Here is a 21,805-nt window from a genome sequence, read left to right on the forward strand (position 1 = left end):
CCCATTGCCGCAAAGCCGCCGTCATCGGGCGTCATCGCCGGATCACCATGTCGGGCTTCACCATCGTGTTCCGATCTCTGCGCCGTCTCGTCCTGCTCGCCGCTCCGACGCTCGGCCTCGCGCTTCTCGCCGGCTGTGCGGGCGATCTCGCGAAGCTCGTGCCGGGCGACCGTGTCACGACGAGCGTGGCCGGTGCCGAGGAGGCCGCCCGCCTCGTCTCGGAGTACCGGCGCGAGAGGGGGCTGCCGGCCGTCGTCGTCGATCGCACGCTGAACGAGGCCGCGGAGGAACAGGCCCGTGCGGTGGCCGAGGCCGGAAAGCTCAGCCATGGCGATTTCGCCGGTCGGATGGCGCGCTATGCCGTCGGGGCGAGGGCGGCCGAGAATCTCAGTGCCGGGCCGGACAGCGTGTCGAGCGTGGTGATGCGCTGGCGCAAGTCGCCCTCGCATGATCGCAACCTCCTCATGCCCGGCGCGCGGCGCATCGGCCTCGCCCGCGCCGACAGCCCCGGCCACGGCTATCGCCAGTACTGGGCGATGGTCGTCGCGGAGTGAGAGGCGGACGCCTCAGAACACCGTCCCGTCGCTGATCACCGTGAGGGGCGGCGCGCCGCGGCGCCGCCGCGCATGGGCGAGGCGACGTCCCGTGGCCCAGGTCCCGCCCTCCAGCACCTTCGCGAGCGGGAAGTCGGCCGCGCTCCGGCCGAGCTTCGAGCGGATGCGGGCCGCGACCAGGTCGAGCAGGGCGACGGTCAGCGCGCGCCATTCCACGACAAGGGTCGAGGAGACCTCCTGCGGCCGCGTCGCCGCGCCGGGATCGCGCAGTTGCAGGACGCCGGTATCGAGGAAGAGGCCGCCGTTGCGGTATTCCGGCAGGCCCGTCAGCCCGTCGAGATCCGTGACGGTGATCCCGGCCGCCTCCAGCGGCTCGATCAGCGAATAGGCGAGCCATTGCGAGAGCTTGTGGAAGGGGATGAGCCCGTCCGTGTCGTCGCCCGTCACGATCGCGGGATGGTGCCAGGTATCGCCGAGGTCGAGGCCTCCCAGCGTGAGACGTCCGGGCCAGACCGGGCCGAGATGGACGAGCAGGGCTTCGAGGATCGCCGTCGCCGGCAGGGTCTCCTTCACCGCGAGGCTTGCGAGATGATCGAAGAGCCCTCCCGGCCGCGGATCGTCGCGCGTCGCGAAGATGTCGGGCGCCATCGCGACGGTACGGCCGAGCCGGTTCAGGATGTCGGCCCGCCCGGCGAGACCGACCAGCGGATTGTCGACCCGGACCTGGAACCCGCGGGCGAGCTCGCATGCGTCCATGACCGTCAGGATGCCGGCATCGGCCCGGAACGGCTCGCTGGGCCGGCCGGAGAAGGCGCCGGAGACGAACATGTCGAAACTCGCGACCGCGAGCCCTTCCGAGCGTGAGAAGGTCTCGCCCGTCCGCCCTTCCTCGTAGCGCCAGTCCGGTCCGGCTCCGGCATCGAGCAGGACGCTGACGATGGCGAGGTCGAAGGAGGCGCGCGCGCGGTCCCTGCCGTCGGCCCAGCGCACGGTCTGGTTCAGCGCCTCCCAGCGGTCGAGGCCGCCCGCCACGAAATGGCGCCAGCGGGCGTGGAAGGGGATGTCGAGGGTCGGATAGCCGCTCCGCATCGTCGCGAGGACCTCGTCGGCCGCCCTGCCCAGCCGGTCGAGATCGACCCGGAAATGCGCGAGGTCGTCCGCGAGCCCGCGCTCCAGAAGGAGATGGGCGCGTTCGCGGACGGCCCGGGCCGTGAGGAGGCGACGGGCCGGGGAGACGTCTTGGGTCAAGGCGGGTTCCATGCGGATCGTCACAGATATGATCCGAACGCGCGAGCCTTGACCAGGGTTCTCTGGCTTCTCAGCGCCGTCCGAACAGCTTCTCGATATCGGCGAGCTTCAGCTCGACGAAGGTCGGGCGGCCGTGGTTGCACTGGCCGGAGAAGGGCGTCGCCTCCATCTCGCGCAGCAGCGCATCCATCTCGGGAGCGGTGAGGCGGCGGCCGGCGCGGATCGAGCCGTGGCAGGAGATGCGCGACAGCACGGCGTCGAGCCGCCGCTCGAGGGGCGAGGCGCCGTCGTGCCCGGTGCCCTCCATCAGGCCCTGGTCCTCGGCGAGCGCATCGGCCGCGTCGCGCACGAGGCGGCCGAGATTGCCCGATGCCAGAGCCGCCGGGACCTCGCGCAGGATCACCGCGGCGGGGCCGAAGGGCTCGAGCACGAGGCCCAGCGAGGCGAGCGCCTCGGTCGCCCCCGCGAGCCGCTCGACCTCGACCGCGTCGAGCTCGACGACCTCGGGGATGAGGAGGATCTGGCGCGAGATGCCGCGTCCGGCCCGCTCGCGCTTGAGCCGCTCGTAGACGAGCCGCTCATGGGCGGCGTGCTGGTCGACGAGCACGATTCCGTCCCGCGTCTGGGCGACGATGTAGGTCTCGTGGAGCTGCGCCCGCGCCGCGCCGAGCGGATGGGTTTCGGCATCGGCCGAACCGTCGGGCTCGGCCTGCCGCGCGGTCGGCATCGCGACGCCGTCGAACCCGGCCTGTCCGTCTTCGCCGAAACCGCCGGAGGACGGCGGCGTTTCGAGGCCGCCGGCCGGCGAGGTATCGGGCGGAGCCTGCCAGCCGGCGAAGGCGCCGGGGCGCGGCGCCGCGGGGATCCAGGCGCCGGACCCGCCGGGGCGGCGCATCATCGAGAGCGCGGAGGCGGCTCCGGTCGTCGCGCCCCGCACGCCCGCGCGCCCCAGTGCGTCGCGGATGGCGGAGAGGACGAGGCTTCGCACGAGGCCGGGATCGCGGAAGCGCACCTCGGTCTTGGCCGGATGGACGTTCACATCGACGAAGGCCGGCGCGCAATCGAGCCGCAGCGCGAGAACGGGGTGGCGGTCGCCCGCCATGACGTCGGCATAGGCTCCCCGCACCGCCGAGAGCAGCAGCTTGTCGCGGACCGGCCGCCCGTTGACGACCATGTGGATATGGCCGGCCGTGCCGCGATGGAAGGTCGGCAGGCCGACATGGCCTTCGAGGGCGAGGCCCTCGCGCGACGCGGAGACGGGAGCGGCGTTCGCCGTGAACTCCGCACCGAACAGCCGTGCGGCGCGGCGCAGGAACCCGGCCGCATCGTCGGTTTCGGCCGGGTAGGTCCCGCCCGAGAGGTGATCGCCCGCGAGCGTGAACCGGATGGCGGGATGGGCGAGGGCGAGCCGGCGCACGATCTCGGCGGCCGCCTGGGCCTCCGCGCGCGGGCTCTTCAGGAATTTCAGCCGGGCCGGCGTCGCGAAGAAGAGGTCGCGGATCTCGACGCGCGTGCCGGGCGGCGCGGCGGCGGGCCGCACGGGCCCGGTGCGGCCGCCCTCGACGAGAATGGCGTGGGCCGCCTCGTCCCCGGCCCGGCGGGAGGTGATGGAGAGGTGAGCCACCGCGCCGATCGAGGGCAGGGCCTCGCCGCGGAAGCCCAGCGTGCGGATGTCGGACAGGTCGCCGTCGGGCAGTTTCGAGGTCGCGTGGCGCAGGACCGCGAGGGCGAGGTCGTCCGGTCCCATGCCGTGGCCGTCATCGGCGACCCGGATCAGTTTCGCGCCGCCGCCCTCCAGCGTGATCTCGATCGCGCGAGCGCCGGCATCGATCGCATTCTCGACGAGTTCCTTCAGGGCCGAAGCCGGCCGTTCCACGACCTCGCCCGCCGCGATCCGATCGACGAGGACCGGGTCGAGCCGGCGTACGCCGGCGAGCACGCCCGCCTTGCGGGTTGGCCCAGGCGCCTCGGCGTCCGGCTCCTCGTCGAACAGGGTGGCGCGATGGCCGAAGGCGGTCTCGTTCACCTCGCCGACTCCGCGGCTGCCGTCCGGATCGTCCCGTCCGGCCATCGGCGAGCGATACGGGGCGGGTGGTGCGGCGGCAAGGCCGTCAGGCGGGGAGCGCCGCTCCGTCCGAGCCTTCCCCACACGAAAAAGGCCGCGGCAATGCCGCGGCCAAAGCTCGTCCGCTCTCGGGATCGATCACATGACGACGACCCTCGTGCCGACGCGCACGCGGCGATAGAGGTCGATCACGTCCTCGTTCGTCATCCGGATGCAGCCCGACGAGACCGCCTGGCCGATCGTGTCCGGCTCGTTCGAGCCGTGGATCCGGTACAGCGAGGAGCCGAGATAGAGCGCGCGGGCGCCGAGCGGATTGTTCACGCCCCCCGACATGTAGGTCGGCAGATCGGGCCGACGCTTCAGCATCGCGGCCGGCGGGCGCCAGGACGGCCATTCCGCCTTGCGGGTGATGGTCTTCGTCCCCTTCCAGTCGAAGCCGGGCCGGCCGACGCCGACCGCGTATTCGATCGCTTGGCCGCGTCCGGTCACGTAGTAGAGCCGCCGCGCCTGCGTCGAGATCACGATCATGCCGGGCGAATATTGCGCCGGGAAGGACACCGTACGGGCGCCGGTCGGGGCCTGCTGGGGCCGCGCATCGTAGCGCGGCTGCGGGCCGAGATACTGCATCGGCTCCTCGTCCAGCGGGTCGTACCAGAACTGGGCCGAAGCCGGCTGGGAGACCGCGAGGGAGGCGGCGAGGCCGAGTAGGCCGAGCGTCAGACGTCGCATGGTTTGATGCCTCGTTCTCGGGGCGGGGCCCCATGTGTGATTCCCAGAACGCTACAGCCACGCTTCGGTTTCATGCGACGAGTCGATGGGGGTGCGGAGGGGCACGGAAAAGCCGCGCCGCAGCACGGGCGAGGCCGGACGTCCAGCCCTCAGCGCGTCAGGGCGATGGCCGAGATCTGGCGGCCGTAATCCGGCTCGCGCCGATGCGTGGTGCGGCGGTAGCTGAAGAAGCTCTCCTCGTCTGCATAGGTGCATAGGCCGAGATCGCTGCTCTCGCCGAGCCCGGCGGCGGACAGGCGCGCCATGATGTAGCCCGGCAGGTCGAACAGGGCGTGGCCCTCGCGCCCGCTCGGCCGGAAATGGCGCTCATTCGCGGGGTCGTCCGCCAGGAAGCGGTCCTTGAATTCCGGCCCCGTCTCGTAGGAAAGCGGCCCGATGGTCGGCCCCAGCACGGCGACGATGGCCTCGCGCTGGGCACCGAGTCCGATCATCGCCTCGACCGTCGCCTCGAGCACGCCGCCGAGCGCACCCTGCCAGCCGGCATGAGCGGCACCGATGACGCCCGCTTCGTGGTCGGCGAAGAGGACGGGGCCGCAATCGGCCGTGGTGATGGCGAGGGCGAGGTCCGGCGTCGCGGTGACGATGGCATCGGCCCGCGGCCGCTCGTCGCGCGCCCAGGCCCGCGTCGCGACCACGGCCGTCGGGGAGGCGACCTGATGCACCGTGACGAGGTTTTCGGGCGCGACGCCGATTCTCTCGGCCATGAGCGACCGGTTCGTCGCGACGCGCTCGGGATCGTCCTTCGATCCGACGCCGCCGTTCAGGGAGGCATAGACGCCCTCCGATACGCCGCCCCGCCGCGTGAAGAAGGCGTGGCGGATCCGCGGGAAGGACGAGAGCTCGGGGGCTTCGATCAGCATGCCGAATCCTAACCGGACGGAAGCGCGCCGTCACGGGGCGGCAGGCCGGGGAGGGGGCCGAGACGGGGATCGGCGATCGCCATCGCCTGGAACAGCTCGCCCATCTCCTGAGCAGTCCGCCCGGTCAGCCGCGCGAGCGCTGCGGCGATCGTCTGCCGCATGGCGCCGTCGCGGCCCCGCGCGAGGGCCTCGGCCCGCTCGCGGATCCCGAGCGCCTCGAGGAAAGGGCCCTGACCGAGGGGGCCGTGAACGGCGGCGCCGGCCGCGACCGCGATCCGTGCGAGGCGTCCGAAGCGGACATGGGCCGTCAGGTCCTGCTCGCCCGGAGAAGAGAGAGGGTCGGCGAAGCGGTGGTCGCGGACGGCCTGGAGCGTGTCGCCGAACCCGTCTCCCGCCGGGCCGTAATCGATGAGGAGCGCCGCGCCGCCGCTGTCCCGCAGCCGCTTCGCGAGGGCGGCGACGATCGCGTCCGCTGCGGGACAGATTTCGGCGATGTCGCCGGGCTCCCCGCGCAGGGGAGCGAGGCCCGGCTCGGCGTCCGGGGCGAGGCCGAAGCTCAGCCCGCCGCCGGGCGCGAGGCCGACCAGGCGCTCGTGCCAACCGGTCGCGCCGCGCACGATTTGCCGGATCGGCAGGGCATCGAGGAATTCGTTGGCGAGGACGATGGCGGCGCCCTCGGGCAGGTCCGAGAGGCCGTCGTGCCAGCTCGGCGCGAGGCCTGAGCCGGCCACGGCGTCGCGCTGGCGGGATCGAAGCACGGGGCTCGTCTCGACGAAATGCAGGAAGGCCGCATCGAGGAAGCCCGGAACGGCGCGCGCGGCCCGCAGGGCATCGGCCATGAGCGTTCCGCGTCCGGGGCCGAGTTCGGCGAGCACGAAGCGGGACGGGCGGCCCATCTGCATCCAGACGGCGCAGGCCCAGAGCCCGAGAAGCTCCCCGAACATCTGGCTGATCTCGGGGGCCGTGGTGAAGTCGCCGGCCCCGCCGAGCGGATCACGGGTGACGTAATAGCCGTGTTCGGGGTGGCCGAGCGCGAGGGCCATGTAGCGATCGACGCCGATCGGCCCTTCCGCCGCGATGATCGCCTCGATCTCGCGGAGCAGGGCGCTCACGTGCGGGGGGACGGATCTGCGGCCGCGTCTCCGGCGGCATCGCCGCCCTGCGCCCGTCGGCGCGTCCACCCCTGACGCGCCGCCCAGAGCAGGAGAAGGCCGGCCAGCACCATCGGCACCGAGAGGACCTGGCCCATCGTGATGCCGCCGATGGCGGAGAAGGCGCCGCCGAAGAGGAATCCGAGCTGCTCGTCCGGCTCGCGGAACACCTCGCAGACGATGCGGGCGATGCCGTAGCCGATGGCGAAGAGGGCCGCGAGCGTGCCGGGCTTGCGGAAGCCGACCCGGCGGGCGACGAGGCCGAGCAGGAGGAGAAGCACCAGCCCCTCGCCGAAGGCTTCGTAGAACTGGCTCGGGTGGCGGGGCTCCGGCCCCGCGCCGGGGAAGACGACGCCCCAGGGCAGATCTGGCGCCGGCCGGCCCCAGAGTTCGCCGTTGATGAAATTCGCGATCCGGCCGGTGAACAGGCCGATCGGCGCCACCACCGCGCCGAGATCGAGGAGGGAGAGCAGGTTCAGCTTCTTCACCTTCGCGAAGATCGCCATGACGACGACGACGCCGAGGAAGCCGCCGTGGAAGGACATGCCGCCTCGCCAGATCGTCAGGATCTCCAGGGGGTCGGCGAGATAGCTGTCGAAATTGTAGAAGAGGACGTAGCCGATCCGGCCTCCGAGCACGATGCCGAGCGCGACCCAGACGATGAGGTCGTCCATGTCGGCGAGCGTCGGCCGCCGGACATCGCCCCAGAGGGCGGCATTGGCCACCAGCCGCCGCGAATACCACCAGCCGCCGAGGATGCCGGCCACGTAGGCGAGGGCATACCAGCGGATGGCGAAGGGCCCGATCTCGAGCGCGATCGGGTCGATATGGGGGAAGGGGATGGCGAGGAGTGGCATCGGGTTCGACCGGCGGAACGGCCGGGGTGTCGGCCCGGCGCGCCAGCGCGTCAAGCCCGCGCCGCCGTCCGCACGCCCTCTGCCGCGATCGGCCGCAATTGCGTCGGCCGTGCTCCTCGCGCATGGAGGTCGCACCTCCGGAGCAAAGCGGCCATGGCCAACAAGACCCTTCTCGACGATTTCGCACGCCTCGTGACCGATGCGGCAGGTGCGGCCAGCGGCGTCAGGCGCGAGGTCGAGACGGCCGTCAGGACGCAGGTCGAGCGGCTGCTGCGCGACATGGACGTCGCCACGCGCGAGGATGTGGAGGTCCTGCGGGATCTTGTCGCGAGCCTTCGGGACGACAATGCGCGTCTCGCCCGGCGTCTCGAGGCGCTCGAGCGTCAAGGGACCGTAAATCGGCCCGAATCAAACGACACCTCGTTTGAGACCGGTTCGAAAGGATGACTGATTCTTAAGAAAGTCCGGTGCAATTTCAGGTCAGGACAGAGACGGCTCCGTGATGGCGCCGGTCCTGGCGTTCCAGCGTAAGGGTCATTCGCCGTGAAGAAGGTTCTTCTTTCCACCGTTGCCGCTCTGTCGGCCCTCTCGGGGGCGGCGCTCGCGGCCGATCTTCCCTATCGTCGGGCCGCTCCGGCTCCGGCCCCGGCCTTCGTGGCCGTCCCGGTCTTCACCTGGACCGGCCTCTATCTCGGCGGCAATGCCGGTTACGGCTTCTCGCAGGGCAACGCGACCACGGCCGGCCTGACGCCGGTCGGTCAGAGCGCGATCAATGCGGGCGCCGTCGCTGGCGGCGCCAAGATCGAGCCGGACGGCTTCGTCGGCGGCGGCCAGATCGGCTATAACTGGCAGGTCGGCTCGGTGGTCCTCGGCCTCGAGACGGACATCCAGTATACCGGCTTCAAGAAGACGGTCGGCTATCAGGCGCTCGGCCTCGACACCTCGTCGCGCTCGACGACGGATTATCTCGGCACCGTCCGCGGCCGCGTCGGCTACGCCTTCGATCGCTGGATGATCTACGCCACCGGCGGTCTCGCCTACGGCAACGTGTTCAATAGCCACTCGGTCTCTGCGATCGGCAGCGTGGCTCCGCTGACCTACGGCTCCAAGGACGGCATGAAGACCGGCTACACGGTCGGCGGCGGTATCGAATACGCGATGCCCGTGTTCAACTTCGGCGCTTCGGCGGCGACGGTGAAGCTCGAGTACCTGTACTACGACCTCGGCGATCGCACCGTGACCTCGTCGAATGCGAACGGCGCTCCGATCTTCGCGACGAAGTTCCAGAACGACGGCCACATCGTCCGGGCCGGCCTGAACTGGAAGTTCGGCGGCTTCTGAGCCACGCTCAAAGCAACGAATGCCGAAGGGGTGGTCCGAAAGGATCGCCCCTTTTGCGTTGAGGATTGGGCTGCATCGAAGATCGGGCGGCTGCGGACCGTCTGCGCGACGTTAACGATTTGATGACAATTGTCTTGACGGATAATGTCCGACATCGGACACTAACTGTCCGGTCAGTCCTGGCTCGAGGGTGTTGCTCAACTGCACTGGCGCGCGCCTGCTCCGCCGTTATGGTGCCGCCTAAGTTCAGGAGGTGCCTCCCAATGAAGAAAGTTCTTCTTTCCACCGTTGCCGCTCTGTCCGTCCTCTCGGGCGCGGCGCTTGCGGCCGATCTTCCCTACCGTCAGGCTGCGCCTGCGCCGGCCTTCGTCGCGGTTCCGGTCTTCACCTGGACGGGCCTCTATCTCGGCGGCAATGCCGGCTACGGCTTCTCGCAGGGCAACGCGACCACGGCCGGCCTGACGCCGTTCGCCCAGGGCGCGATCAATGCGGGCGCCATCGCGCACGGCGCCAAGATCGAGCCGGACGGCTTCGTCGGCGGCGGCCAGATCGGCTATAACTGGCAGGTCGGCTCGGTGGTCCTCGGCCTCGAGACGGACATCCAGTACACCGGCTTCAAGAAGACGGTCGGCTACCAGGCGCTCGGCTTCGACACCTCGTCGCGCTCGACGACGGATTATCTCGGCACCGTCCGCGGCCGCGTCGGCTACGCCTTCGATCGCTGGATGATCTACGCCACCGGCGGTCTCGCCTACGGCAACGTGTTCAACAGCCACTCGGTCTCCGCGATCGGCGGCGTGGCTCCGCTGACCTACGGCGCCAAGGACGACATGAAGACCGGCTACACGGTCGGCGGCGGTATCGAATACGCGATGCCCGTGTTCAACTTCGGCGCTTCGGCGGCGACGGTGAAGCTCGAGTACCTGTACTACGACCTCGGCGATCGCACCGTGACCTCGCTGAACGGGAACGGCACCCCGATCTTCGCGACGAAGTTCCAGAACGACGGCCACATCGTTCGCGCCGGTCTGAACTGGAAGTTCGGCGGCTTCTGAGCCACGCTCAAAGCAACGAATGCCGAAGGGGCGGTCCGAACGGATCGCCCCTTTTGCGTTGCGCTCCCGCCCGGACCCTTTAGAGCAGGTCGCGGATGAGGCGTCGGCGCAGCCGACCGGACGTCGGGATGGCTCGCATGATGAAGCTCTACTTCAACCTCTCACCGAACCCGATGAAGGTCGTGCTCGCCCTCGAGGAGATGGACCTCGCCTACGAGCCGGCGGTGGTCGACACCCGCAAGGGAGCGCAGTTCAGGCCTGATTATCTCGCGCTCAATCCCAACGCCAAGGTCCCCGCCCTCGTCGACGGCGATGCGGTGGTGTTCGATTCGAACGCGATCCTTCTCTATCTCGCGCAGAAGACCGGCCGCTTCTCGCCGGCTGCCGGGGACAAGGCGCAGGGCGAATTTCTGTCCTGGCTGATGTTCGTGGCGACCGGGATCGGCCCGTTCTCGGGCCAGGCCGTCCATTTCCGGCATTTCGCGCCCGAACAGGTGCCCTACGCCCATCGTCGCTACCAGTACGAGGCCGAGCGCCATTACCGCGTCCTCGACGAACGCCTCTCAGGCCGCGAGTTCATCGCCGGCGACGCCTATACGATCGTCGACATGGCGGCCTGGGGTTGGGCGCGGATGGTGCCCTTCGTCCTCGGAGAGGATGCCTGGGCGAAGTTCCCGAACGTGAAGCGGCACCTCGATGCGATCTCCGCGCGTCCGGCGGCGGCAAGGGTCGAGGCCCTGCGGGGGCAATTCGCCTCGGCCTTCAAGGCCGACATGGATGACGAAGCGCGCGGTTACATGTTCAAGCACCTGACCGCCTGAGGCGGTCAGAGCGGGGTGCGCCTGGCGGAGCGCGGCGCCAGCTTGTGCCACAACCGCTCGCAGAAGCGGGCTGCGCTTTCGAGCCGCGGCTTGAGGCCCGGCGAATCCTCCGCGATCAGCGCGAGGCCGAGCGGCAGCATCCAGATGCCGAGAACCGGAAGGATCGACAGGCAGCCGCCGATGACCAGGAGGATCCCGGCGGTGAGGCGCAGAAGCCGCCGGTCCGGGTGCCGCAGCCACACGATCCGTGCGGAGACACGGGCCGGGAGGCGGCGGAGAAGCCCTGCGATGCGTCTGTCCCAGGCCTCGGCGCGATCGTCCATGCAACCCTCCTGCCGGCGGAATGCGGCAGCAGGAGGGAAGATGGCGCCGGGCGCCGATATTGCGACCGGCGCGCGACGAGAGGTCTCACGTCGGGAGCCGAGGGCGTGCCCTCGGCCGGACGCTCGTCTCAGCGGACGCCGAGCAGCTCGACGTCGAAGATCAGCGTTGCGTTCGGCGGAATGACGCCGCCGGCGCCGCGCGCGCCGTAGCCGAGGCTCGCCGGGATGATCAGCGTGCGCTTGCCGCCGACCTTCATCGTCGCGACGCCCTCGTCCCAGCCGGCGATCACCTGGCCTTTGCCGAGCGGGAAGGAGAAGGGCTGGCCGCGATCGCGGGACGAATCGAACTTCGCGCCCTTCTTGCCGCCCTGGTCGAGCCAGCCGGTATAGTGGACCTGGACGTTCTGGCCCGCCTGCGGCTGGGCCCCGGTGCCGACGACTTCGTCGGTGTAGCGCAGGCCGGTCGTCGTCGTGACGGGGCTGGCGGCGGAAGCGGCGATGGTCATGGCGAGAACGGCGGCTCCGGTCAGAGTGGTCAGGCGGGACATGAGGGCTCCGGTCCTGGCAGGAGGCCTCGCCTCCTGGATCGGCCGTGCTGGTAGCATCGCCTTGCGGCGGAGGCGAGGCCGGTCTCGCATCACGTCGGGCCGGGCAGACTCGGTTCGCACGGCTGGTCGGTCCGGGGCGGAGCCAAATCCGGCTCGCCCTCGATGTCGGCTCCGACCAGTTCGTAGAGCGTCATCGGGCGGGTCGCGCCACGCGGAACCGTCTCGCCGACAGGCCGGAAGACGAAACCTTCGCCGGCCGCCGCGACGACCGCCTCGCTGACGAGGATGGTCGTTCCGAACTGCCGATTGAGGCCTTCCAGCCGGGAGGCGAGGTTCACCGTATGGCCGAGGGCGGTGTAGTTCATCCGGTCGACCGTCCCGACATTGCCGACCACCGCCTCGCCCGCATGCAGGCCGAAGCGCGTGACCATCGTCGGCGCGCCTTCGGCCACGAAGGCGGCATTCAGCCGGTCGATGCGGCGTGCGGCCCTCAGAACGCCGATGCAGGCGAGCCGGACATAGTCCTCCTGCGGATCGGGCGCGTTCCAGAAGGCCATCACCGCATCGCCGATATACTTGTCGATCGTCGCCTCGGCCCGGACCAGCTCGTCCCCCAACTCGCCGAAATAGCGCGAGGTCTGATGCATCAGGTCGTCGGGGTCGAGCGTCTCGGCGAGCCGGGTGAAGGCCTCGATGTCGGAGAACATGACGCAGATCGGCTGCCGCCGACCGCCGAGCGCGGTCGAGAAGCTCCTGTCGACGACGCCACGGACGAGCGAGAAGGGCACGTAGCGGACGAAGGTCTGGAGGACGTGCTCCAAGGTCCGAATGGCCCGGCCGAGATCCTCGACCTCCGTGATGTTCGATCGCACCGGCCTCACGCCGCCGAAGCGCAGGGCGACGATATGGTCGAGGTCATGGGTGGCGAGCTTGAGCGGCGCCACGAGACGGCGCGCCGCCAGAAAGATGAGGAGCAGAGACGGGATCAGTGCGGCTGCCGACCCGGCGAGCAGGATGGCGCGGATCCGGTTCGCCTCGCCCATCATCACGGCTTCCGGAACCGCAAGGGCGACGACGAAGTCGCTGTCCTCGGGGCCGGCGGTGCCGAAACGCGCGAAATAGGTCTGGCCGTCGAAGTCGAACCGCGCGTCCTTGTTCAGGCCGGTCTCGGCGAAGCTGCGCCCCATGGCGGCGAGGAGCGGTGAACCGACGTCGGAGAGCTTCGGCAGGAGAGCGCCGTCGTCGAGCTTCGCGCGTCGGCGCAACTCCTCCCCGTCCGGATGGGCGACGAGATGGCCGCCGATATCGAACACCGCGGGGATGATCCACGGAAGTCGATGACGCCCCTCAGCCAGGACCGCGTCGAGCCCCTCGAGCGTGATGTCGAGCCCGAACACGACGCCCGGTCGGGAGGGTGCGGCGCGGGCGAGGGTGATGCCGACGGTCTTGACGTTCGCGAAGGCGTAGGGCGGGGTCAGAATGGTCTGCCGACTGGCTTGGGCCTGTTGATACCAGGTCCGTTTCCGCGCGTCGAAGTCGGTCGCCACCTTGGGCGTCCGGCCGACTTCGCGTCCTGCGGCATCGTAGACGATCCAGTACTGCGTCGCGCCCGCCCCCGCGCGCTCGATGATGTTGAGGCCGAGGACGCCCTTGTCTCCCGCGATGCGGGTGACGGCGTCGGCTCGCGGTCCCGTCAGGTCCTGGGCTTCGATGAGGCTGCCGTCGGGGCGGCCGATGAAGATGCCGAAGGTTGCCGGAAGGGAGCGATCGACCTGCCGCATCAGGTTCAGGAGGAGCGGATGAAGCTCCTCCGGCGGCAGATCGGGATCGAGGGCGAGGCCCATCGTCTCCAGCAGCATCTCCGATGTCTTCGACGTGCTCGCCCGGTCGGCGCGGATCAGATGATTGACCGCGTCGAAATTCCGCCGGGCCTCGCGCTCCGCGAGCTTGGTCAGCTGCGTATGGTTGAACAGCACGAGGCCGCCCGCGATCAGCACGGTCAGGACGGTGAAGACCATGGCGACGGCCGCTTGGAGCGGCACGAGGCGCGAGGCCGGACGCGGGGCTGGGTGTGCTGTCTCGATCATCGGGGCGCGCCCCTTGTGACTGTTTAGCGCCGCGCCGTCCATCACTCGTCCGCGACCATCGAGGCGAAGGGGGGCGGAGCGACGTTCCGCGACCCGGGCGATCGACGAAAGGGGAGGCTCCCGCCCCTTGGACGTGACCTGTTCCGAAGGTAAGAGGACCCCAGCAGGGGTTGCCTGTGGTCGATGGTCCCCTTCGCCATGATCGCCCTCTCGGAGGAAACATGAAGCGTCGTCAATTTATCGCGGCAGGCGCCGTCACAGTTGCGGCCGCGCCGGCCTTCGCTCAGAGCCCCGCCGCAACGCCTGCCGCCCCCGAGGCGACCCCGGCCGCGCCCGCGGCCAGCCCGGCAGCCCCCGCCGTCGTCTCGTCGAATCCCGAGATCAAGTGGCGTCTCACCTCGGGCTTCCCCAAATCGCTCGACACGCTCTACGGGGCATCCGAGCTCTTCGCGCGCTACGTGTCCGAGGCGACGGACGGTCGCTTCCAGATCCAGCCCTTCGCGGCGGGCGAGATCGTCGGCACGCCCCAGGCTCTCGACGCCGTCGGCAACAACACCGTCGAGATGGCGCATACCGCGTCCTACTACTATGTCGGCAAGGATCCGACCTACGGCATCCTGACCGCCGCGCCGTTCGGGCTGAACACCCGCCAGCAGAACGCCTGGTACTACCAGCACGGCGGCCTCGCCCTCGCCAACGAGTTCTACGGCAAGGCCGGCCTCTACGCGCTCCCCGCCGGCAACACGGCCGCGCAGATGGGCGGCTGGTTCCGCAAGGAGATCAAGACCGTCCAGGACCTGCAAGGCCTCAAGATGCGGATCGCGGGTCTCGCGGGCGCCGTGATGCAGAAGCTCGGCGTCGTGCCGCAGCAGATCCCGGGCGGCGACATCTACCCGGCGCTCGAGCGGGGCACGATCGATGCGGCCGAATGGGTCGGCCCCTACGACGACGAGAAGCTCGGCTTCGCCAAGGTCGCGCCCTACTACTACTATCCGGGCTGGTGGGAAGGCGGGGCGATGACCCAGTTCTTCTTCAACAAGGACAAGCTTGCCGGATTGCCGAAGAGCTATCGCGCGATCATCGAGACGGCGGCAGCCTACGCCAATATCGACATGACGGCGAAGTACGACGCCCGGAACCCGGGTGCTCTGCGGCGTCTCGTGGCCAGCGGCGCCCAGCTTCGCCCGTTCAGCCAGGACATCCTCGAAGCCTGCCTGAAGGCCTCGAACGAGTTCTACGACGAGACCTCCGCCAAGAATCCGGAGTTCAAGAAGATCTGGGACAACATGGTCGCCTTCCGGAACGAAGAGTACCTCTGGTTCCAAGTCGCCGAATACACCTACGACAACTTCATGATCCGGGCGCGTGCCAGGATGGTGGCGGGCGGCAAGTAACGCCGTCGCGCCGTCGCGCCGTCGCGGCTCAGGGGCCGGTCCGAACTATCGGGCCGGCCCTTTTTGCATTCGGGAGGCTCCGGAACAGGCCGAGCATCTCGCGCAGGCCCCGGTCGAGCCGCTTGTCGCGGCGTATGACGAGGCCGAGCATCCGGCTGGCCCGCGGAGCGAGCGGCCGGCTGACGAGATCCTGCGGCTCCGGACCCAGCGAGAGGCTCGGCACCACTGCGGCGCACAGCCCCGCTCCCACCAGCTTCTTGATCGCCTCGATGGAGCCGAGTTCCATGATCGGCCGGGGGCGCACCCCGCCCGCCAGCAGCCATTCATCGATCAGGCGCCGCGTCTCGCCGCCGGGCTCGTAGACCGCGATGGGTCGCGCGGCGAGGGTGGAGGCCGACACCGCGCCCGGGCCCGGCGCGCTGTCCACCGGGAAGATCGCGACGAGCTCGTCCTCCAGCAGCGGCGCGATCTCCAGAGCCCGATGCCGAGCCGGCAGCGTGACGAGCCCGAGATCGAGCGCGTTCTCCTCGACGAGATGGAGGATGTCCGGCGTGTTCGCCGTCCGGACCACGATTTCGACTCCCGGCATGCGCTCGCGCAGGCGCCGAAGGAGGGGAGGCAGGAGGTAGATGCAGGCCGTGGCACCCGTGCCGAGCCTGATCCGGCCGGCATGCCCGTCACGATAGGGCGCGACGGTGTCGGTGGCGGCGGTCATCGCCTCCTCGATCGCCGCCAGGCGCCCGACGAGTTCCCGCCCGGCCGCCGTGGGCTGGGCCTTCCGGCCGATCCGCTCGATCAGTCGCACGCCGAGCCGCGCCTCGAACTGCCGCACCTGCATGCTGACCGCCGGCTGGGTCACGCCCCGCGCTGCGGCGGCGGCCGTGAAGCTGCCCAGCGCGACGACGCTGGCGACGAGGCGAAGCTGGTCGAGGTCCTGGCCCGTCATCACCAAAGCCTGTGCTGATGATTGAAATAAGCCGCATCAGCTTACCCTTCAGCATGCGCCATGCGAGAAGAATCGTGGCCGACCGGTAGCGGCATCCGAGAAGGGGAGGGCGGGATTGGATCTGCGGACCAGCGAACTCCCCGATGTCGTGGCGATCACGGCCATCTATCGGGAGGCCGTCCTGACGGGGACGGCGAGCTTCGAGCTCGAGCCCCCCGGCCTTTCCGAGATGCAGGCCCGACGAGCCGCGCTTCTCGAGGCCGGCTATCCCTATCTCGTCATGGAATCCGACGGCAGCGTCGCCGGCTACGCCTATGCGGCACCCTACCGGGCACGCCCCGCCTATCGCTCGACGGTCGAGAACTCGGTCTACGTGGACATGCGCTTCCGCGGCCGGGGCGTGGCGCGGCGCCTCCTCGACGCGCTCGTCGCGGAGACGGCCTCGCGAGGCTACCGCCAGATGATCGCCGTGATCGGGGATTCGGCCAATCTCGCCTCGATCCGCCTGCACGAGGTGGCCGGCTTCTCCCATGCGGGCATCCTGCGCTCGGTCGGCTGGAAACACGGGCGCTGGCTCGACACGGTGCTGATGCAGCGCGAACTCGGCCGCGGGGACGGCGCGCCGAGCGCTCTCGCTCCCCATGCAGCCTCCCGTTGACGGTCGCCGCATGATCGCGGGTCGCCTCGTCTGGGCGCTGGGTTTCTCCCAGCTCGCGATGTGGGGCATCACCTTCTACATGGTCGCCATCGTCGGCGAGCCGATCGTGCGCGAGACGGGCTGGTCGCGGACGGAGGTCTATGGCGGCTTCTCCGCGGCCCTGGTCGTGATGGGCGTCGTGTCCGGCCGGATCGGACGCCTCATCGACCGGATCGGCGGGCGGCCCGTCATGACGGCGGGATCCTGCATCGGCGCGGCCGGCTGCCTGATCCTCGCGGCCGCGCATCATCTGGCGGTCTATTACCTCGGCTGGATCGTCCTCGGCCTCGCCATGCGGATGACGCTCTACGACGCCGCCTTCGCGGCGCTGGCCCGCGTCGGCGGCCCGGAAGCCCGTCGGCCGATCGCCCAGATCACGCTGCTCGGCGGTCTCGCCTCGACCGTGCTGTGGCCGATCGGCCAGTTCCTGATCCAGGAGGCAGGCTGGCGCTGGACGCTCGTCGCCTATGCCGGGATCGCCCTCGCGACGATCCCGCTTCACCTCATGATCCCCGCGGCCCGCTACGCCTTCGACCCGAAGCCCGGAGCGGGGACGACGGCCCCGCGGGCGGACACGCCGGCCCGGATCGCCATCGCCGGGTTCCTCTACGGCACGATGGTGACGTTCACCTCGGCGCTGAACTCGGCCATGTCGGCCCACATGATCGCGATCCTGACCTCGCTCGGCCTCGCGGCCGGTGTGGCGGTGGGGATCGGCACGCTGCGGGGCATCGGGCAATCGGCCTCGCGCGGGGCCGAGATCCTGTTCGGGCGCCGGCTCGATCCGATCGCGCTCGGCGTCCTCGCCACGGCGATCATGCCCGTCGGCTTCGTGATCGGGCTCTGGAGCGGCGCTTCGCCCGCCGCAGGGATCGCCTTCGCCCTGCTCTATGGAGCCGGGAACGGCCTCGTGACCATCGTGCGCGGCACCCAGCCTCTCGTCCTGTTCGATCCGGCCGCCTACGGACAGATCGTCGGACGCCTGATCGGGCCGAGCTTCATCGTCTCGGCGCTGGCGCCGGCGCTCCTTGCCTTCCTCATCGAGCGCTACGGGCCGGCTTCCGCGCTCTACGTCTCGACGGGGGCCGCGATGATCGTCTTTGCGAGTTCGCTGGGGCTGTGGCTGCTGTTCCGCAGGCGCTGACAGCCCTCACAGGAAGCTCATCGGGTCGATATCGACCGCGACCCGCACCGAGCCGCGCGGCTTCCCGGCCCGGGCGAGCCAGGCCCGCAGATAGGCCTGGAGGTTCACCTCCCGCACCGCCTTCACGAGCAGCCGGAAGCGGTAGCGGCTGCGGATCAGGGCGAGCGGCGCCTCGGCCGGACCGAGCACCATCACGCCCGGCGGAGGCTCCGAGACCTGCGCGAGGGCCCGCCCATGCGCCTCGGCCGCGGCTCGGTCCTCGCCCGAGACGATGAGGGCGGCGAGACGCCCGAAGGGCGGCAGCCCCGCCGCCTCGCGCGCCGCCGTCTCCTCGGCGTAGAAGCGCTCCGCCTCGCCCGAGACGAGGGCCGCGATGACGGGATGCTCGGGCTGGTAGGTCTGCACGAGGGCGCGGCCGGGCTTGGCGCCACGGCCCGCGCGCCCCGTCACCTGCTGCAGAAGCTGGAAGGTGCGCTCGGAGGCACGCGGATCGCCCGAGGTGAGGCCGATATCGGCGTCGAGCACGCCGACCAGCGTCATGCCGGGAAAGTTATGCCCCTTGGCGACGAGCTGCGTCCCGATGACGATGTCGGCCTCGCCTTTCGCGACCGCTTCGAGCTCGGTCCGCAGACGCTCGGTGCCGCCGGGGAAATCGCTCGACAGCACGATGCGCCGCGCCTCCGGCAGGCATTGCGCGACCTCCTCGGCGATGCGCTCGACGCCCGGCCCGCAGGGCACGAGCGAGCCGACCGAGCCGCAGGCGACGCAGGCTTCCGGCACCCGCTCGGTATGGCCGCAATGATGGCAGACGAGCGCGCGGCGGAAGCGATGCTCGACGAGCCAGGCCGAGCAGTTCGGGCAGGACGTGCGATGGCCGCAGGCCCGGCAGAGGGTGAGCGGGGCGAAGCCGCGCCGGTTGAGAAAGAGCAGAGCCTGCTCGCCGGCCGCGACCGTGCGCTCGACCTCGCGGAGCAGAAGCGGCGAGAGGAAGCGCCCCTGGGAGGGCGGATCGCGCCGCATGTCGATGGTCGTGATCGAGGGCAGCGAGCGTCCGCCGAAGCGCTCCGGCAGCGCCACCCGGCGGAACCGGCCCCAGCCGACATTGACGCGCGTCTCGATCGAGGGCGTCGCGGAGGCGAGAAGGACCGGCGCCGCTTCGAGCCGACCGCGCACGATCGCCATGTCGCGCGTGTGGTAGCAGACGCCGTCTTCCTGCTTGTAGGCCTGCTCGTGCTCCTCGTCGACGACGACGAGGCCGAGATCGCGGAAGGGGAGGAACAGGGCCGAGCGCGCGCCCGCGACCACCTTCACGCTGCCTGCCTCGACGCCGGTCAGGATGCGGTCCCGCCGCCGGGTCCCGACCGCCGAATGCCAGGCTGCCGGCCGCACGCCGAAGCGGGCGGCGAAGCGTTCGAGGAAGGCCGAGGTCAGCGCGATCTCGGGCATCAGGATCAGCGCCTGCCGCCCGAGCCGCAGGGCTTCGGCGACGGCCTCGAAATAGACCTCCGTCTTGCCCGATCCGGTGACGCCGTCGATGAGGATCACGGGAGGCGGAGGGGCGGTGCCCGCTCGCTCGGCCGCGGCCGTCGCGACCGCGGCCGCGAGGGTCTGCGCGGCCGCTCGCTGGTCGGGCGAGAGGTCCGGCCGCGCGAAGGCGGGGTCGGGATCCTCGACCACGGGAGCGGCCGTGAGCGCCAGGGTCTCGAGCGTACCCGCATCGACGAGCCCGTCGATCACGCCGGTCGAGACATCGGCGAGTTTCGCGAGGTCGCGCTTCGTATGGACGAGCCCGCCCGCGGCGGCCTCGATGACCCGGTGCCGGGCCGGCGTCATCCGTTCGGGCGGAGGCCCCGCGAGGCGCACGCCGACCCGCGTGACGTCCGGCGCATCGCCCGGTAGGCGCAGGGCGAGGCCGAGCGCCGAGCCTTTCGGGGCGAGGGTGTAGCGGGCGACGAAATCCACGAGCTTGCGCAGGGCGGGCCGCATCGGCGGCACGTCGATCCGCCCCTCGACCGGCTTCAGGTTGCCGCCCGAGCCGGGCCGCATCTCCCACACGACGCCGATCCGGCTGCGCGGTCCGAGCGGCACGGCGACGACATCCCCGGCCGCGAGATCGAGCCCCGCCGGGACGGCGTAGCTATAGGTCTGGTCGAGGGCGAGCGGGATCAGGACCTCGGCGATTCGCGCCGTCATTGTCGAAACACTAACCTCGATGGCGCAGCGTGGCGCGAAATGCCGGCAAGAGGCGGGCCTGGACGAAACGGGAACATGACGGCTTCGGCATGACAGCGCAACGCCAGGGCAGGCAAGGCTCCCAGGCCCTCTCGATTCTCGCACAGGCTGAAGCCGGCCCCAACCCTCCCCTGGAGGGGGAGGGGCGACGGCGGAGCCGGCGGGGTGGGGTGAAATCCGCTCTCCGCATCTCCGGCATCTGCGAGGCGCAACCCGCGCATCACCCGATCCCGGACCTTCGGTCCGACCCTCCCCCTCCAGGGGAGGGTGGCCCGGCTTGGGGCGCGAAGCGCAAATCTGCTCCGGCCGCTGCATGTCCATGACCTCCGCTCCGCCGCGCCAGAACCGCGTCGCCGCCCGCCTCGCACGGGCGGGCCTCGCGACCGACGAGGTCGCAGCCGATCCGGCCGCCGCGCTTCTCGGCACGAAGGCGCTGCGCGACGCCACGGCTTCCTGGCTGACGTCCTTGTCCTCCGAGCGCCGGCTGTCGCCCAAGACCGTCGAGGCCTATGGCCGGGATCTGCGGCAATTCACGGCCTTCCTGGCCGGGCATCTCGGGGAGGCCGTCTCGCCCGCGCTCGTCGTCGGGCTGAAGCCGCTCGACATCCGCGCCTTCCTGGCGGCGCGCCGGGCCGAGGGGATCGAGAGCCGCTCCCTGATGCGCCAGCTCGCGGCACTCCGCTCCTTCGCTCGCCACCTCGAAGCCGAGGGCCACGGTGCGGCCGCCGCCTTCTCCGCGATCCGGGGCCCGCGCCTGTCGAAATCCCTGCCGAAGCCGCTGCCGGCCGCTGCTGCCATCGCGATGACCGACGAGGCGACGCGGGCCGGCGAGCCGCGCGAAGCCTGGGTGCTGGCGAGGGACGCCGCGGTGCTCTCGCTCCTCTACGGCTGCGGGCTGCGCATCTCGGAGGCTCTCGGCATCCGGCGGATCGATGCGCCGATCGGCGGCCAGGATGGACTCCGCGTCATCGGCAAGGGCGGCAAGACGCGCGAGGTCCCGGTCATCGCGCCGGTCTCCCGCGCCATCGAGGATTACCTGGCCGTCTGCCCTTATCTTCTCGCTCCCGACGGCCCGCTCTTCGTCGGCGTGAAGGGCGGCCCCCTGTCGCCGCGCATCATCCAGCTCGCCGTGGCCGGCCTTCGGGGGGCGCTCGGTCTTCCAGACAGCGCGACGCCTCATGCGCTGCGTCATTCCTTCGCCACCCATCTCCTCGCGAGAGGGGGCGAGCTGCGGTCGATCCAGGACCTGCTCGGCCACGCCTCGCTCTCGACGACGCAGATCTACACGCAGGTCGACGCCTCGCGCCTCCTTGCCGCCTACCGCTCCGCTCATCCGAGAGCCTGACGGCGACAAGGCCGCCGATCCGCCCTTGGTCGTGGTGGACATCGGGCTCGCGCCGCGCTCAAACCCCGCCTCCCGATCCAGAGAGGGTGAGGATGTTCCTCGAATTGCGGAACCTCGATTTCGAGGATTTGACCATCGGCCTCGCCGAGACCCTGTCGAAGAGGATCGAATCCTCCGACGTCGTCGGCTTCGCCGAAGTGACGGGCGATCGGAACCCGATCCATCTCTCGGAGCATTTCGCCGCGAAGACGCCTGTGAATCGGCGTGCAACTTTGACCCCCTGAGCCGGGGGATCGGCGTCCAATCTTGACCCCCCATAGTGCGGCTTACGCAGTCTGTTCGTCCTCA

General features: G+C 70.3%; 20 protein-coding genes and 1 pseudogene. 10 read left to right on the forward strand and 11 right to left on the reverse strand.

From position 1 onward, the window contains the following. Positions 1-47: 47 nt before the first annotated feature. Complete coding sequence (locus EV668_RS18795) at positions 48-554, forward strand: CAP domain-containing protein (RefSeq protein ID WP_133772920.1); 507 nt, start codon at positions 48-50, stop codon at positions 552-554. Positions 555-566: 12 nt separating this feature from the next. Here EV668_RS18795 and EV668_RS18800 read toward each other — a convergent pair whose 3' ends face one another. The 6 genes from EV668_RS18800 to lgt all read right to left on the reverse strand — a co-directional run bounded on the left by EV668_RS18800 (position 567) and on the right by lgt (position 7,524). Continuing rightward, entirely contained in the window at positions 567-1,814 is a 1,248-nt protein-coding gene (locus tag EV668_RS18800) for a URC4/urg3 family protein (RefSeq protein WP_133772922.1), read from the reverse strand. 58 nt (positions 1,815-1,872) lie between these two features. Further along, on the reverse strand, positions 1,873-3,828 hold the full coding sequence (gene mutL / locus EV668_RS18805; protein WP_425359636.1) for a DNA mismatch repair endonuclease MutL: 1,956 nt from the start codon (positions 3,826-3,828) through the stop codon (positions 1,873-1,875). Positions 3,829-4,005: 177 nt separating this feature from the next. Continuing rightward, a complete protein-coding gene (locus tag EV668_RS18810) occupies positions 4,006-4,596 on the reverse strand; it encodes a L,D-transpeptidase (protein ID WP_133772925.1) in 591 nt (196 codons plus the stop codon). Between the two features lie 149 nt (positions 4,597-4,745). Further along, the gene (gene pgeF / locus EV668_RS18815) at positions 4,746-5,516 is read right to left on the reverse strand and encodes a peptidoglycan editing factor PgeF (RefSeq protein ID WP_133772927.1); all 771 of its coding nucleotides are present in this window, start codon (positions 5,514-5,516) and stop codon (positions 4,746-4,748) included. Between the two features lie 8 nt (positions 5,517-5,524). Next, a complete protein-coding gene (locus EV668_RS18820; RefSeq protein WP_245513306.1) occupies positions 5,525-6,628 on the reverse strand; it encodes a class I SAM-dependent methyltransferase in 1,104 nt (367 codons plus the stop codon). Beyond that, entirely contained in the window at positions 6,625-7,524 is a 900-nt protein-coding gene (gene lgt / locus EV668_RS18825) for a prolipoprotein diacylglyceryl transferase (RefSeq protein ID WP_133772929.1), read from the reverse strand. The genes EV668_RS18820 and lgt overlap by 4 nt, the downstream gene beginning before the upstream one ends. A 153-nt stretch (positions 7,525-7,677) precedes the next feature. On the opposite strand from lgt, the gene EV668_RS18830 reads away from it, so the two are divergent. The 4 genes from EV668_RS18830 (at position 7,678) to EV668_RS18845 (ending at position 10,741) form a co-directional block, all read left to right on the forward strand. Then, the gene (locus tag EV668_RS18830) at positions 7,678-7,971 is read left to right on the forward strand and encodes an accessory factor UbiK family protein (protein ID WP_133772931.1); all 294 of its coding nucleotides are present in this window, start codon (positions 7,678-7,680) and stop codon (positions 7,969-7,971) included. A gap of 96 nt (positions 7,972-8,067) precedes the next feature. Then, complete coding sequence (locus EV668_RS18835; RefSeq protein ID WP_133772933.1) at positions 8,068-8,865, forward strand: outer membrane protein; 798 nt, start codon at positions 8,068-8,070, stop codon at positions 8,863-8,865. Positions 8,866-9,128: 263 nt separating this feature from the next. Further along, the gene (locus EV668_RS18840) at positions 9,129-9,920 is read left to right on the forward strand and encodes an outer membrane protein (protein WP_133772934.1); all 792 of its coding nucleotides are present in this window, start codon (positions 9,129-9,131) and stop codon (positions 9,918-9,920) included. A 137-nt stretch (positions 9,921-10,057) separates the two neighbouring features. Continuing rightward, positions 10,058-10,741 (forward strand): glutathione S-transferase family protein, encoded by a 684-nt coding sequence (locus EV668_RS18845; RefSeq protein ID WP_133772936.1) that lies wholly within the window; start codon positions 10,058-10,060, stop codon positions 10,739-10,741. A gap of 5 nt (positions 10,742-10,746) precedes the next feature. On the opposite strand, the gene EV668_RS18850 is transcribed toward EV668_RS18845, so the two are convergent. From EV668_RS18850 to EV668_RS18860, 3 genes are all read right to left on the reverse strand, one after another. Then, positions 10,747-11,064, reverse strand: a complete 318-nt coding sequence (locus EV668_RS18850) for a hypothetical protein (RefSeq protein ID WP_133772938.1) — start codon at positions 11,062-11,064, stop codon at positions 10,747-10,749. A gap of 128 nt (positions 11,065-11,192) precedes the next feature. Next, positions 11,193-11,612 (reverse strand): FKBP-type peptidyl-prolyl cis-trans isomerase, encoded by a 420-nt coding sequence (locus EV668_RS18855; RefSeq protein ID WP_133772940.1) that lies wholly within the window; start codon positions 11,610-11,612, stop codon positions 11,193-11,195. A gap of 89 nt (positions 11,613-11,701) precedes the next feature. Next, positions 11,702-13,699, reverse strand: coding sequence for an adenylate/guanylate cyclase domain-containing protein (locus tag EV668_RS18860; RefSeq protein WP_166652545.1), 1,998 nt, complete (start codon positions 13,697-13,699; stop codon positions 11,702-11,704). Positions 13,700-13,920: 221 nt separating this feature from the next. Here EV668_RS18860 and EV668_RS18865 point away from each other — a divergent pair, with 221 nt between their 5' ends. Next, entirely contained in the window at positions 13,921-15,093 is a 1,173-nt protein-coding gene (locus tag EV668_RS18865) for a TRAP transporter substrate-binding protein (RefSeq protein ID WP_133772944.1), read from the forward strand. Between the two features lie 28 nt (positions 15,094-15,121). Here the strand turns inward: EV668_RS18865 and EV668_RS18870 are convergent, their stop codons facing one another. Beyond that, the gene (locus tag EV668_RS18870) at positions 15,122-16,039 is read right to left on the reverse strand and encodes a LysR family transcriptional regulator (RefSeq protein ID WP_133772946.1); all 918 of its coding nucleotides are present in this window, start codon (positions 16,037-16,039) and stop codon (positions 15,122-15,124) included. Positions 16,040-16,154: 115 nt separating this feature from the next. Between EV668_RS18870 and EV668_RS18875 the strand changes: the two genes are divergently transcribed. Together EV668_RS18875 and EV668_RS18880 are read left to right on the forward strand one after the other, a co-directional pair. Further along, positions 16,155-16,697, forward strand: coding sequence for a GNAT family N-acetyltransferase (locus EV668_RS18875; RefSeq protein ID WP_133772948.1), 543 nt, complete (start codon positions 16,155-16,157; stop codon positions 16,695-16,697). A 10-nt stretch (positions 16,698-16,707) separates the two neighbouring features. After that, a complete protein-coding gene (locus EV668_RS18880; RefSeq protein WP_133772950.1) occupies positions 16,708-17,880 on the forward strand; it encodes an MFS transporter in 1,173 nt (390 codons plus the stop codon). A 6-nt stretch (positions 17,881-17,886) separates the two neighbouring features. On the opposite strand, the gene EV668_RS18885 is transcribed toward EV668_RS18880, so the two are convergent. Continuing rightward, the gene (locus EV668_RS18885; protein ID WP_133772952.1) at positions 17,887-20,073 is read right to left on the reverse strand and encodes a primosomal protein N'; all 2,187 of its coding nucleotides are present in this window, start codon (positions 20,071-20,073) and stop codon (positions 17,887-17,889) included. A gap of 358 nt (positions 20,074-20,431) precedes the next feature. Between EV668_RS18885 and EV668_RS18890 the strand changes: the two genes are divergently transcribed. Together EV668_RS18890 and EV668_RS18895 are read left to right on the forward strand one after the other, a co-directional pair. After that, complete coding sequence (locus tag EV668_RS18890) at positions 20,432-21,457, forward strand: tyrosine recombinase XerC (RefSeq protein WP_133772954.1); 1,026 nt, start codon at positions 20,432-20,434, stop codon at positions 21,455-21,457. Positions 21,458-21,549: 92 nt separating this feature from the next. After that, positions 21,550-21,723: pseudogene (locus EV668_RS18895) on the forward strand (MaoC family dehydratase); the annotation flags it as partial. Between the last annotated feature and the right edge of the window lie 82 nt (positions 21,724-21,805).

The organism is Enterovirga rhinocerotis, from assembly GCF_004363955.1.
Classification (GTDB): Bacteria; Pseudomonadota; Alphaproteobacteria; order Rhizobiales; family Beijerinckiaceae; genus Enterovirga; species Enterovirga rhinocerotis.